Raw genomic sequence first — 12,092 nt, 5'->3', positions numbered from 1 at the left:
AACCTTGCGCGTACTGGTGACGGGTGCGTACGGCTTCGTGGGCAATGCCGTAGTGCGGCGCCTCGCCGAAGCCAGGCACGACGTGATCGCGATGACCCACCGCCCATCCGGCGCCTCGCTGTCTTCGGCCCCGGTCGCCAGTACTGTGCACGCCGACCTGCTCAGCCCCGAGCAACTCCGCAAGGCCGTCCACGACGTCGATGCCGTGTGCCACTTGGCCGCACTCACTCGAGTGCGGGAGTCCTTCGAACGGCCCGACGACTACGAAGCCGTCAACCATGGCGGCACAGTCGCGCTGTTGGACGCTTGTGCAGCCGAGTCCGTCCGCGCCGGCCGCCCACTCCGAATCGTCCAGGCATCCACAGCAGCCGTCTACGGCGTCCCCGAACGTCAGCCGATCGACGAACAGACGCCGCCCCGGCCGACCTCGCCGTACGGCAAGACCAAGCTGGCCGCGGACGAAGAGCTGATCCGCCGCACGACCGCCGGGGCCGTCGGAGCGGTGATCCTGCGGGCATTCAACATCTCCGGTGCCGTCGCCAGCGTAGGCGATGCTGATCTCACCCGCATCATTCCGAAGGCAGTCGCGGTCGCGGCCGGTCAGGCCTCCCACGTCGACGTCAACGGTGACGGATCCGCGGTGCGGGACTTCGTCCACGTCGACGACCTGGCACGCGCGTACGTGCTGGCCTTGCAGGCCTGCGAGCCTGGTACGCACGCGGTGTACAACGTCGGCGCCACCGGTGCCAGCGTCAGCAACATCGTCGCCGCGACCGAGCGGATCACCGGCCGACCGGTCCCAGTCATCCACCACCCGCCCAAGCAAGAACCGGCCACGCTGTTGTCCGACACGGCTCGGATCCGGCGAGAGCTTGAGTGGAAGCCGGAACGGTCCTCCCTGGACGAGATCGTCGCCGACGCCTGGGAAGCCGTCACAGCCGCCCACAGCTGAGGTGATCAGCCTCGATCGCGGCCCAAGCCAGCTCGCAGCGGCTCCGGCAGCTGCTCACTCGCCGCACGCCAGGTGCTCAGCACTTCCCGAGCCTTTGCCGGCTCTACTCGCAGCCCCTCAGCCATCTCCTGGACTAGATCCGCGAGGGCGTGCGCCGCGTCGACCAGCGGTGTAGCCCACGGTGGTGGAGCCACGACGGGCGGGTACTGGGCGAAGACCGCCTTGCCTTGGTGGCCCACGACCAAGCCGTCGGTTCGAAGGACGCTGATCCCGTTCTTCACCACAGTGCTGGAGACGCTGAACTCCTTCATGAGCTCCGCTGCCGACGGCAGAGGTGCGCCATTCGGGATCTCACCGGTTTCGATGCGTCTCCGCAGGGTGTCGGCAAGCTGCAGGTACGCCGGCTTGCCCCGGAACTCGGTCATGCACCACACCTTCGCCTAGGCCGTCTCACCTAGTGCATCACACCGCGGCCGAATCCCGTCCTGCCCAATCCAGTGAGACCCGTTGCGGACTTGGTGCACTAGGTGCACGATGATGTAACCGGGTGAGACGCCTGCGAGGCAGCAGCGCTATGACAGACCGTCATTGGCTGTGCATGCGGGAGAAGTTGCAACCTGGTGAGACAGAACGGCCCCGGCAGATACGGGCTGAGACGTGTTGGCGCACCTCTCACGCCCCTGCCGAGGCCGACGCATCGAGTCCCTGTTCAGAGGAGTTCAACGATGCTCAACGAGCGTACCGCCGCACCAGCGGCCGTATCCCCGCCGGCGGAACCGGCTTCCCCCTCCCCATCCCAGTCGCTGCGGAAGCTCGCCGACTTCCTGGATGGCGTTCCCGGCCTGCCCCCGCTGTACATCTCACTGTGGTCCCACTACAGGCAGGCCGACCTGCAGGTGTCGAGGTCGGAGAAGGACACGCGGGAGCGCTGCCTGGCCGTGGCACGTGTAGCTCGGGCCCTCGGGGTGGACACGCACCTGACACGGTTCCGCGACGAGATGGACTTCGAGGCTCACGGAACGGTCGACGACCTGGCCATCCACATCTACGCGCCCAGTGTCGTCGCCGCTGTACCCGCCGACGAGGTCAAGCAGGAGTGCGCGTGATGGCCGCGGCTCCGTTCTACGACTCGCGCCCGGTGTGCGCGAAGTCGAGGTGCCCGCGCTGCCGACACACCGTGTTCGTCTCGCGCTGCCACGTGGCGCGTGAGGAGTGTGGGACGTGCGGCTTCGAGTGGACGCCGGCCGCACGGATCGAGCGAGCGGAGGTGCGCCGATGAGCATCCCGTTCCCCGGCGGCGGCATGGATGAACCCCGTGTCCCCATCCCGGCGCAGCCCGCGCAGCCGTATCTGCTGATGGACGCCTTCGGCCGTACGTACGTGTCGTCGGCCCCGACGCCCGCCGTACTCCCGACGCAGATGCCGACTGGTCTCGTCTCGTCGTGCGGCTGCTCGCACGCGCCTGCCACACCTCCTCGCAGGTTCGCCACGTCACCCAGCGCTCTCGTGATCGGAATCCTGGTCGGCGGCGTGGTGCTGGTGGCACTGCTGCTGTCGGTCGCGGTCGTCGCCGCTTCGGTCGCCGTCGTCGCACTCTCGATCACGGTGTGCGCGGTCGTGCTGCCGTCGATGACCCGCGACAGCGCACGGTCCCGCCGAGGTCCGCACGGGGTCTGACCCCTTCCGCAGTCCTCCCTCGCTTCCCGACTGTCGGGCGCTCCCTGCCTGTCCGGTGCTGCCTGACCGCGCCCGATGGCCGCCTGATTCATGGAGGTTTACCACCTCATGTCCACTCGCAATGTCCCGGCCCGCCCGCGGCCGACGATCCCGTCCCTGACCACCGCGAACGCCCAGTTACGCCGCCAGCTGGCCGCCCTCCGGCACGACCATGCGGAGCTCCTGGTCGCAGCCCGCGCCGCCGTGAGCGCGTACTACGACGGCGAGGCGCTCCCGCTGAGCGTGCTGATCGACACCCTCGACGAGCTGGGAGCGCTGCCGGAGTACGCCCCGCAGCTCACCGACGCCGCCCTGGCCCTCATCGACGGCCAGGCGCCGACGCTGGTCGGGAGGCGGATCGCATGAGCGCCCGGACCCGCTGCCGCGCCTGCGGCTGGCACCCCACCTACCGCAATCAGCGCGCCGCCCGACGCGCCGCCCGCACCCACCTGTGCCACCCGCCGCTGACCCGGAAGGCCGCACGATGACCGAGATCACCACCGCCCCGGAAACCCGCATGCGCCGCCTGCTGCGCCTCGCCGCCGCATCCCGCCAGGCCGTCGAACTGGAGTGGGAACGCGAGAAGCGCGAACGCATCGACGCACAGCGGCAGATGGCCGAGCGCGTCGCCAGCGATGACACGTACGGCACGTTTCCCGACACGCTCGCTCAGGTCATCCACGTCGACGACTGGAGCGGATATCCCGCGCTCTTCGTTGACGAGGCCGGCGAAGAGTGGGCGATCGCCCCATGCGCGGTTACGTACCTGGACGAAGGCATCTGGCTGCACTACGTCGTCGTCGCCGAACCGTGGGACTTCCCGGAACCGCGCTGGACGCTGATCGCGCCCTGCGTGTGCGGCAGCTACCGCGAGGTGCCGGTATCTGACGACTACGCCCTCGCCCGCGAGCTGGAGCATCTGACCGGCCACCGCGACGTCTGCTTCGGCGACTGCAGGCCCAACGGCCTCGCGCCGTCCGCCGCCCAGCTCGCCGAGCTGACCTGCGGCCAGGAAGGGGCAGCGCGATGAGCACCAGCCCGCTACCCGAGGACGTCACGCTTCCGGACGTACCGGTGATCCGCCGTGGTGCCTACCTTGCCGTCTGCGCCGCCACCACCGGTCTCCTCAGCTGCCGCTGGCACGTCTGGCACGCGAATGGCGCCTACGCCGGCTACTGCACCGACACGGGTCTGATCGACCTGACGATCGCCGCCTTCGAGCGCGGTTCCGGCCACCGGTAGCCCTCCTGCTGTCTGCCCCGCGCGATCGCCCCCGCCCGTCCCCGTGCCGGGCGGGTCCCCCCAACTTTCCTGCCTCAACAGCCCTGTTGAAGGAGCCTCGAAGTGTCCGCCCCCATCCTGCTGGCAGCCCCGGCCGCTGCCCCTGCGGTGACCATCTCGGTCCTGCTCCTCCTGCTCCTGATCGCCGGGATGCTCTGCCACTTCACCGAGCACCGCTGGTCGACCCTGGTCCTGGGCGTCGTGATCGGCCTGTACCTGACGGGTGACTTCGCGGACGGCGTCAAGGGCGCCGTCTCCCAGACGATCGTCGCCCTCGCGTCCGGTCTCAGCGGCTCGCTGGGGTGAGCCCGTTGACCACCCCAGAGCACCCCGACTCCCCCACGCCCCCAGTGCCACGCCGGGACTGGCTCCTGTACGCCGGGATGGCCGCCGTCGGCCTGGCGGCCGCCGCCTCCTCCTACGCCGCCCTGCAGGACCTGGCCGTACGGACCGGCTGGTGGCCGCAACTGTCCTGGCTGTTGCCACTGACCACCGACGCCTACGCCATGACCGCGGTACGGGTCTGGCTGGGCCACTCCACACGCAACGCCCGCGCCCGCGCCTGGGCCAAGGCGAACGCGATCGGCGCGATCGTGCTGTCGGTCGCGGGCAACGCCGTCGACCACGCCATCGCCTCCCATGTGATCGCCGTGTCCTGGCCGCTGATCGTCGCGGTCTCCGCCATCCCGCCCGTCGTCCTCGGCCTGCTCGTGCACATGGCACACCTGCGCTCCCTGCCGCCTGCCAGCCCCGCGCCCAGCACCCCCGCCGCCGAGCATGAGTGGCAAGCCCCGGAACCCGCTCCAGCGGCAGCCCCGCCCCCGATTCCCCCGGCACCCCCTGCCGAGCCGAAGCGGCGGCAGCCCCGCCGACCTGTCACCGCCAGTGGCAAGCGGCAAACCCTGCCGCCGGGACCGACCGATGAGGCGCTGATCGCGGCAGCCCGCGAGCGTGCCGCTGCCGGGCAGGAGCCGTCGGCCACCTGGCTGATCAAGACCTACGGCATCGGCACACGCCGTGCCGGCCGCATCCGCGACGCCGCCCTCACCGCCCCAGCACCCGCTCCTGAGCCGACCGATGCACCCACCCAGAACGGCGAGTTGGCGCTGGCCAGAGGCCAGACCTGATGGACACCGCGTATGCGAAGTGACCCCACCCGCACCACCCCTGCCGAAGAACAGGAGTCCACCCCGTGACCGACCCGACCACCCTGGCCGCAGCCCTGCCGCCCCTGGCCGCCTGGACCGCTCACACCCTGTGGCTGGCACGGCGGCTGCGCATCGCCCGCACCGACCCGCTGACCGCCCTGCCCACCCGCGACCCGTTCACTTCCCGCGCTCTGCGGGCCGTCACCCGCCGACCGGTGAGCGTGCTCCTGCTGGACATCGACCGCTTCAAGCACGTCAACGACGCCTTCGGGCACGCGGCGGGGGATGCACTGCTCGCCGCCGTCGGCCAGCGCCTGCACCACTGGTGCACCGAGCACAACGGGTTCGCCGGACGCCTCGGGGGCGACGAGTTCGCCGCCATCGCCGACCTGGACGACGCCGGCGCAGCCGAGGCCCTGAACGACCTGACGCACCGGCTGCGGGCCAACCTCGACATCGCCGACGCGGTCCGGATCTCCCCGCGCGTCTCGATCGGTATCTGTCGCCCGGACGACCGCCCCGGCGAGCCGTTCACCGCCCGGCTGCGGGCCGCTGACGAGGCCATGTACGCGGCCAAGTCCCTCAGCACCGGCTGGCGCTACGCCGCCCCGCACCCCACCCACGCCACCGTCGGCGGCCGCCGCGCCGGACGCCGTGGCACCCACACCGCCCTCGCCTCCCGCTGAAAGGAAACCGGCCCCGCTATGCCGAACCGAACCCGCGCCCGGAAGGTGCCGTACGGCAGCACGCGCACCGCGTACGTTCCGCGCACCCGACGCCGCGATGCCCAGCCCATCGTCCTGGTCGTCCCCGAGCGCCCCACCCTCGCCCAGCGCGCCATGAGTGCTTTCGGCGCCTGGCTGTGGGAGACCCGCGGCACCTGGGCCCCCACCGGCGTCGCCCTCGCGGCGTTACTCGCCACCGGCGTCCTGCACCTGCTGGCCTGGTGGACCGCGCTCCTGCTCGCTCCCGCGGCCGCTGCCCCGTCCGGCTGGCTGGCCTGGATCGGCGTCCGCCGCCCGGCACGTGACCGCTCGATCCGTCGCTGGCGCCGGGCCTTGGCCGCCCTCGCCACGACCGCCGCCATCTGGGCCGTCCTCGCCGTGGGCTTCGGCCCCTTCGCCCGCCCGCTCGTCGTGATCTGGCTGGCCCTCGCCACCACCGCCCAAGCGCTGTGGCTGTACACCCGCCGCACCGCCGCCACCGAACCGATTGAGGAGATCAACTGATGACCACCCCTCCCGGCAACCCGTGGAAAGCCACTGGGCACCCCGGCGCCTCCGCCAACGGCAGCCCCGGCGCCGGCCGCCAGAACAACGGCGGCTCCCGCCGTGGCGGGGACCGGCACTACCACGTCCACGTCGGAGGACCCGCCAACAGCCAGGCCAACGCTGGCCCCGGCGGCGGATTCTTCTCCCGCAGCGCCGGCGGCGGGACCAAGTCCGGCCACAGCCCGCTGGCCGACCCGCAGTTCTTCAACAGCACCGACGTCCGCAACTACTGCGACCAGGCCCGTTCGGTCTTCCTGCAGCTGTCCTTCGAACTCGCCGGAGCCGCCGAAGTCCTGCAGGCCGCACTCAGCCAGGTGCCCGACCCTCAAGGGAGCCGTCTCGCCTCCCGATCCCGAGCGCGCCGAGTCTCCAAGAAGCTCAAGAAGACCGCCGATGACGTGCGCGATGCCGCGAAGAACGCGGTAGCCACCTACGCCGCCTTCCAGCGCGAGTTCGAGCCGGAGCTGGCGCCGTACAACCGGCGCACAGCTGCCTCCCGCCGCCGCTTCGACTTCAACCTCTGACCCCTCTCCCCTCTGATTCACGTACGACCAGGAGGACCAGGCCGTGCCCCAGCTCACCCCCGAGCAGCTGATCGAAGAGCAGTTGCGCGCCGCCCAGGGCGGCGGCGGTGTGATCGAGTACCTGCTGCACCGCCTCAAGCCGCACCTGCCCCCGTGGCTGGCCGGGATCGGGACCGGTCTGGTCTCCTGGCCCGCCCACATCTACTGGGCCGACAACGCCGCGGCCGCCGCCGGCCTCACCCTCGCCTCGGTCGCCCTCACAGGCGCGACCTGGGCGGTGGGCAAGGCCACCACCTCCCAGCGCCGCATGCACTCCGCCGTGACCGTTGCCGCCGGCTCCGGCTGGTTCACTGCGGCCGCCATCGCCGGACCTGCCGCTGGCCCCCTGCCCGGCCTGTACTTCATCGGCGCCCCCGCCCTGGCCCTGTCCTGGAACATCCGCCAGATCCTGCGCCGCAACCCCGACGCCACCGGCAGCGCCGACGGCGGTATCTGGGAGAAGGTCGGCCTGGCCAAGACCCTGACCACCAAGGCCCAAGCCGCGCCGAACAAGGCCACCATCGGCTACCAGCTGCCGGGCGGCGAACTCACCAACGACGACGTCTCCAAGGCCCTGCCCAAGCTCGCCTCCGCCCTCGATGTTCCGCCCAACGCGGTCCGGCACGCCACGGACCCGGAGTCGGCCTCGCGCGGCGAAATCGTGATCGTCCCGCACGACCTGCTGAAGAACACCGTCCCATGCCCCGGGCCCTCGCACCCGGGCGGCTCGATCGCCGACCCGGTGCACGTCGGCATCTACGAGGACGGCACCGAAGCCGGAATGTTCTTCCCGGGCGAAGCAGCCGCGGCCCGCAACGCCATGCATCTTCTGGTGATGGGCATGACCGGCTCCGGCAAGTCCGAGGGCGCCCTGACTGCCCTTGCCGAGATCTTCACCCGCCGCGACGTGATCGTGTGGGGATCCGACCCGGCCAAGGCGGAACAGACCTTCGGTCCGCTGCTGCCTGCCTTCGACTGGGTGGCACTCGACGTGCCATCGACCAAGGCCATGGTCGCAGCCCTGCACTCGGTGATCCCTGCCCGTACGGCGTGGCTGGCCAGGTACGGCTACAAGCAGTGGGAACCGACCTGCGCCAAGACCCAGGCCGATGGTTCGCCCGGCATGCCGTACCTGGTCGGCTGGTTCGAGGAAGCCGCCAAGACCATCCGCGAGACCGACGAGGACGCCTTCACCGGCATTGCCCAGGAGGCCCGGTCGGCCGGCGTCTCCCTGGTCGTCTCCATGCAGCGCGCCTCCCATACCCAGGTCTCCACCGACACCCGCGCCTCCCTCGGCTCCTCCTGGTGCCATGGCGTCCGCAACGACACCGACGCCGGTTTCGCCCTGGACGACGACGTCCTGGACGCCGGAGCCAAGCCGCACGTGTGGAAGGACAAGAAGCCCGGCTACAGCTACCTGGTCGCCAACGGCATCCCCGAGACCTTCTGGGCCACCCCGCTGCGCGACTACCTCTCCGGCCGCGAATACCTCGAATGGGTCGTCCTCACCTTCGCCCGCATCCGCGCCACCGCCGACCCCGTCACGGCCCAGGTCGCAGCAAAGACCGCCGGCCGCAGCTACACCCAGCGCTCCCGCTACCCCCTGCCCGGCACCACCGACACCCAGCCCGCCCAGGAAGGCCCCACCATGCCCACCGGCGCTCCGCACGACTTCGAACGCGCGAACGACGACCGGGCCTTCACCGCATACGACGGCGACGGCCAGGACGACGACCACGCCGACGAGGACCTGGACGATATCGACCCCGAGCAGGAGCTCCCGCAGCCCACCACCGTGGTGCAGTTCGCCGAACGCCCGCCTGCCAAGCCGAAAATCCAGCTCACCCCCAAGCAGGCCCGCCAGGCCATGGAAGACGTCCTCGACGAGTTCGAAGCCGAAGGCCGCACCATCGTGCGCCCCAACGACTTCATGGAGCACTGCGACCGCCACGGCCGCAGCCGCTCCTGGGTCTCCGGCCAGGTCGCACAATTCGTCATCTCCGGCCGCCTCGCCGAGACCGACGAAACGGGCGTCTACCGCATCGTCCGCGACGCCGAGGACGAAGCCGCCTGACGGCCCTGACGCGTCAGGCACGTCTGACACCCCTGATGCCAGCGGGCCCCAAACGCACGGGTCACACGCACGCGCGACTCCCGTCAGACGCGTCTGACACCCCCGCCCTGACGCCCCTGACGGCCCCTCTACGCCCCAGCGCGACCCAGGTTTCTGGACTTTCTGGACCGCCCTACGCGGGCGCGCACGTTGTCCGCGAGTTGCTCCCACAGCGCGCCATGCCAGCCCCCAGATCCGGGGTGTAACAAATTTCGCCCGCTGTCGTACCTAGACCTAGCCGGACTGATCAAGACCGGCCCGAGACGCTCTGAACCGGGCACACAAGGAAGGCCAGTTCGTGAACGAACCACACCACCCCGCCCACAGCGGCGCCCTGGCCCACGCCCTGCGCGCCGCACACAGCGGGTTGGCGGTGATCCCGCTCAGCCGCACCAAGCTCCCTGCGGTCCGCTCCCCGCACCGTGCCGAGCACCGCAGGATCCGCTGCCACGGTGAGTGCCGCCAGATCGGCCACGGCATCTACGACGCCACCACCGACCCCGAAGCCGTACGCGCACTCTTCGCCGCCGCCCCCTGGGCCACCGGCTACGGCATCGCCTGCGGCCGCACCCCACACCACCTGATCGGCATCGACCTGGACGTGAAGAACGACATCGACGGCATTGCCAACTTCGAGGCACTGGCCCGCGAGTGCACCTTCAGCGTCCCGGCCACGGTCACCGTCGCCACCCCCAGTGGCGGCCGACACCTGTGGCTGCGCGGCCCAGCCGACTGCGGCATCCCGAACTCAGTCGGCCGCCTCGCTCCCGGCATCGATGTCCGCGGCTCCGGTGGCTACCTCGTCGGCCCCGGCTCGACCACAAACCGCGGCACCTACACCCTTGCCCCCGACACCGAGCACCAGGCGCTCGCCACCGTCCCGGACAGCCTGCTGCAGCTGCTGGTTCCGCCCGCCCTGGCATCGCCGCGCATGGCGCCCCCTCTGCCCGTGGCCGGCCACAAGGCCCTCGCCCTGGTGCAGTTCGTCATCGACGCCCCCGAAGGCCAGCGCAACGACCGCCTGTACTGGGCCGCCTGCCGGGCCCACGAAACCACCGACGGCCCCGCGCTCGCCGGTCCCCTGATCGAGGCCGCTGTACGTATCGGCCTGCCGGAGAGCGAAGCCCGTGCCACGGTCGCCTCGGCCGCTCGCCCGCGAGGCGCCCGATGACCAAGCCCCTCAACGGCAGTAGGCCGTCCAACAGCCCATCATCCGCACTGGCTCGAGAGATCCTGACCAGCCACGGCGTCGACCCGGACAAGAAGGGGCCCTCGCAGGCTTCACAGCTCGTGGCCCTGGCCCGCGAGCGCTACGACCTGTTCATGTCCGACGACGGCCGCCCCTACGGCGTCAAGGTCGACGGCCCTAACCTCGCCCTCCCGCTGCGCGGAAAGGCCGGCCTGCGCTCTCAGCTCGCCCGCATCTACACCGACGTCAATGGCGGCACCGTTCCTTCGCAGTCGGCCCTCGCCGACGCCATGACCGTCCTCGAGGGCCTGGCAGCCAACGCCGACCCCCGCACCCCACGCCTGCGCGTCGCCGGCCACGACGAACGGATCCTCATCGACCTCGGCACCACCGACGGCCGCTGCGTCAGCGTCGGACCCGACGGCTGGCAGCTCCTGCCCGGCTCCCCGATCGTCTTCCGCCGCTCCGGCGCCATGAAGCCCCTCCCCGCCCCCGTCCGCGAGGGCAACGGCCTGGCCAAGCTGCGCGACCTGCTCAACACCACAGATGAAGGCTTTCAGCTCCTGGTGGCCTGGCTCCTGGCCGCGTTCATCCCCGACCTGCCCCACCCGATCCTCGCCTTCCGCGGCGAGCAGGGCACCGGCAAGTCCAAGGGCGCCGCCATGGTCATCGGCATCGTCGACCCCTCTGGCGCGCCCAAGCGCACCGCGCCACGCGACCTGAAGTCCTGGTCGGTACAGGCCTTCAACTCCTGGGCCATCTGCCTCGACAACATCTCGATCATCCCCGACTGGCTCTCCGACGCCCTGTGTCGAGCCGTGACTGGCGACGGTGTGGTCGACCGCGCCCTGTTCACGGACGACGACGTAGTCGTACTCGAGTTCCGCCGCGTGCTGGCGATAACGACGATCGACGCCGGAGCCCTCGCGGGCGACCTCGCCGAGCGCCTGCTGACGATCGAGCTGCAGCTCATCCCCGACCACAAGCGCCGCGAGGAAGCCGAGCTCGACCGCGCCTACGCCGACGCCCACCCAGCCATCCTCGCCTCGCTCTTCGACCTGCTCGCCAAGGTCCTCAAGGCCCTGCCCGGCATCGAACTGACCGAGCGCCCCCGAATGGCCGACTTCGCTCGCGTCCTGGCCGCCGTCGACGACGTCACCGGCTGGAACACCCAGGCCTCCTACAAGGCCACCGCCGCCGACGCCGTGGCCGACGTCCTGGACGGCGAACCCTTCGCCCAGGCCGTCGTCGAACTGATCGATGCCGCCGGTCCCGAAGGCCTCGCCCTCACCGCCGCCCAGATCCTCGACTCGGTCACCACCCCTGAGAAGCTGCCGAAGAAGTGGCCCAAGGACGCCACCCGCGCCGGCGGCCAGCTCAAGCGGCTCGCCCCGGCCCTGCGCACCATCGGCATCGAGGTCGACGACAGTCACCGCAGCACCGACCGCCGCCGCAGCCGGATCTACCGCATCACGGCATCAGAGAAGAGGCGCAATACAGCGTCCGCAGCGTCCACAGTGTCCGCACCTTCGTCTGACCAGGCAGGACCTGCGGACGCTACGACGGACGCTGCGGCCACACCAGCCACAACCAGCGTCCGCACTTCGCCGACGCCGGACGCTACGGACGCCACAGCGGACACTGGCGCCACCACAGCGTCCGACGTGAGCACTTGGTCTGACCAGGTTGTATCCGCCGAACCGGACGCTGCGGACACTGCGGACGCTCGAACGCGCCTCTTCTCTGCTGCCGCCACCTGCACCGAGTGCGGAATCCCGCTCGACCCCGCATTCGCCATGGCCGGAGAGACCACCCACCCCGGCTGCGGCACCTCCCTGACACGCACCAGGAGTTGACCC

16 protein-coding genes are annotated in these 12,092 nt (G+C 70.7%); 15 read left to right on the top strand and 1 reads right to left on the bottom strand.

The window, feature by feature from the left end; all coding sequences use genetic code 11:
* Positions 1-4 precede the first annotated feature (4 nt).
* Positions 5-952, top strand: a complete 948-nt coding sequence (locus AB0I54_RS00205) for an NAD-dependent epimerase/dehydratase family protein (RefSeq protein WP_363293612.1) — start codon at positions 5-7, stop codon at positions 950-952.
* 5 nt (positions 953-957) lie between these two features.
* Here AB0I54_RS00205 and AB0I54_RS00200 read toward each other — a convergent pair whose 3' ends face one another.
* Positions 958-1,377: a winged helix-turn-helix domain-containing protein gene (locus tag AB0I54_RS00200; protein WP_363293611.1), complete on the bottom strand. Its 420-nt coding sequence runs from the start codon at positions 1,375-1,377 to the stop codon at positions 958-960.
* A gap of 300 nt (positions 1,378-1,677) precedes the next feature.
* Here AB0I54_RS00200 and AB0I54_RS00195 point away from each other — a divergent pair, with 300 nt between their 5' ends.
* From AB0I54_RS00195 to AB0I54_RS00130, 14 genes are all read left to right on the top strand, one after another.
* Positions 1,678-2,058 (top strand): hypothetical protein, encoded by a 381-nt coding sequence (locus AB0I54_RS00195; RefSeq protein ID WP_363293610.1) that lies wholly within the window; start codon positions 1,678-1,680, stop codon positions 2,056-2,058.
* A gap of 169 nt (positions 2,059-2,227) precedes the next feature.
* Complete coding sequence (locus AB0I54_RS00190) at positions 2,228-2,629, top strand: hypothetical protein (RefSeq protein WP_363293609.1); 402 nt, start codon at positions 2,228-2,230, stop codon at positions 2,627-2,629.
* Between the two features lie 108 nt (positions 2,630-2,737).
* On the top strand, positions 2,738-3,034 hold the full coding sequence (locus AB0I54_RS00185) for a hypothetical protein (RefSeq protein WP_363293608.1): 297 nt from the start codon (positions 2,738-2,740) through the stop codon (positions 3,032-3,034).
* Positions 3,031-3,156 (top strand): hypothetical protein, encoded by a 126-nt coding sequence (locus AB0I54_RS00180; RefSeq protein WP_363293607.1) that lies wholly within the window; start codon positions 3,031-3,033, stop codon positions 3,154-3,156. The genes AB0I54_RS00185 and AB0I54_RS00180 overlap by 4 nt, the downstream gene beginning before the upstream one ends.
* Positions 3,153-3,698 carry a hypothetical protein gene (locus AB0I54_RS00175; protein ID WP_363293606.1) on the top strand — a complete coding sequence of 182 codons (546 nt, stop codon included), beginning with the start codon at positions 3,153-3,155 and terminating at the stop codon, positions 3,696-3,698. The genes AB0I54_RS00180 and AB0I54_RS00175 overlap by 4 nt, the downstream gene beginning before the upstream one ends.
* Entirely contained in the window at positions 3,695-3,910 is a 216-nt protein-coding gene (locus AB0I54_RS00170; protein WP_363293605.1) for a hypothetical protein, read from the top strand. The genes AB0I54_RS00175 and AB0I54_RS00170 overlap by 4 nt, the downstream gene beginning before the upstream one ends.
* Positions 3,911-4,012: 102 nt before the next feature.
* Positions 4,013-4,255, top strand: coding sequence for a hypothetical protein (locus AB0I54_RS00165; RefSeq protein ID WP_363293604.1), 243 nt, complete (start codon positions 4,013-4,015; stop codon positions 4,253-4,255).
* A gap of 5 nt (positions 4,256-4,260) precedes the next feature.
* A complete protein-coding gene (locus tag AB0I54_RS00160) occupies positions 4,261-5,076 on the top strand; it encodes a DUF2637 domain-containing protein (RefSeq protein WP_363293603.1) in 816 nt (271 codons plus the stop codon).
* Between the two features lie 65 nt (positions 5,077-5,141).
* A complete protein-coding gene (locus tag AB0I54_RS00155; RefSeq protein WP_363293602.1) occupies positions 5,142-5,783 on the top strand; it encodes a GGDEF domain-containing protein in 642 nt (213 codons plus the stop codon).
* 18 nt (positions 5,784-5,801) lie between these two features.
* A complete protein-coding gene (locus AB0I54_RS00150; RefSeq protein WP_363293601.1) occupies positions 5,802-6,326 on the top strand; it encodes a hypothetical protein in 525 nt (174 codons plus the stop codon).
* Positions 6,326-6,892 carry a plasmid transfer protein TraA gene (gene traA / locus AB0I54_RS00145; RefSeq protein WP_363293600.1) on the top strand — a complete coding sequence of 189 codons (567 nt, stop codon included), beginning with the start codon at positions 6,326-6,328 and terminating at the stop codon, positions 6,890-6,892. Before AB0I54_RS00150 ends, traA begins: the two co-directional genes overlap by 1 nt.
* Positions 6,893-6,935: 43 nt before the next feature.
* Complete coding sequence (gene traB / locus AB0I54_RS00140; protein WP_363293599.1) at positions 6,936-9,005, top strand: plasmid transfer protein TraB; 2,070 nt, start codon at positions 6,936-6,938, stop codon at positions 9,003-9,005.
* A gap of 337 nt (positions 9,006-9,342) precedes the next feature.
* Positions 9,343-10,215, top strand: coding sequence for a bifunctional DNA primase/polymerase (locus AB0I54_RS00135; protein WP_363293598.1), 873 nt, complete (start codon positions 9,343-9,345; stop codon positions 10,213-10,215).
* Positions 10,212-12,089, top strand: coding sequence for an ATP-binding protein (locus tag AB0I54_RS00130; protein ID WP_363293597.1), 1,878 nt, complete (start codon positions 10,212-10,214; stop codon positions 12,087-12,089). Before AB0I54_RS00135 ends, AB0I54_RS00130 begins: the two co-directional genes overlap by 4 nt.
* Positions 12,090-12,092 lie beyond the last annotated feature (3 nt).

Source organism: Streptomyces sp. NPDC050625 (assembly GCF_040654755.1).
Taxonomy (GTDB): domain Bacteria; phylum Actinomycetota; class Actinomycetes; order Streptomycetales; family Streptomycetaceae; genus Streptomyces.
Note: the sequence above shows the minus strand (reverse complement) of the source record. Positions and strands in the feature narration are given on the sequence as shown.

Excerpts from the sequence above, each read along its gene's own strand:
- AB0I54_RS00200 (WP_363293611.1), bottom strand. The coding sequence starts at position 1,377 with ATGACCGAGTTCCGGGGCAAGCCGGCGTACCTGCAGCTTGCCGACACC.
- AB0I54_RS00195 (WP_363293610.1), top strand. The coding sequence starts at position 1,678 with ATGCTCAACGAGCGTACCGCCGCACCAGCGGCCGTATCCCCGCCGGCG.
- AB0I54_RS00190 (WP_363293609.1), top strand. The coding sequence starts at position 2,228 with ATGAGCATCCCGTTCCCCGGCGGCGGCATGGATGAACCCCGTGTCCCC.
- AB0I54_RS00185 (WP_363293608.1), top strand. The coding sequence starts at position 2,738 with ATGTCCACTCGCAATGTCCCGGCCCGCCCGCGGCCGACGATCCCGTCC.
- AB0I54_RS00180 (WP_363293607.1), top strand. The coding sequence starts at position 3,031 with ATGAGCGCCCGGACCCGCTGCCGCGCCTGCGGCTGGCACCCCACCTAC.
- AB0I54_RS00175 (WP_363293606.1), top strand. The coding sequence starts at position 3,153 with ATGACCGAGATCACCACCGCCCCGGAAACCCGCATGCGCCGCCTGCTG.
- AB0I54_RS00170 (WP_363293605.1), top strand. The coding sequence starts at position 3,695 with ATGAGCACCAGCCCGCTACCCGAGGACGTCACGCTTCCGGACGTACCG.
- AB0I54_RS00150 (WP_363293601.1), top strand. The coding sequence starts at position 5,802 with ATGCCGAACCGAACCCGCGCCCGGAAGGTGCCGTACGGCAGCACGCGC.
- traA (WP_363293600.1), top strand. The coding sequence starts at position 6,326 with ATGACCACCCCTCCCGGCAACCCGTGGAAAGCCACTGGGCACCCCGGC.
- AB0I54_RS00130 (WP_363293597.1), top strand. The coding sequence starts at position 10,212 with ATGACCAAGCCCCTCAACGGCAGTAGGCCGTCCAACAGCCCATCATCC.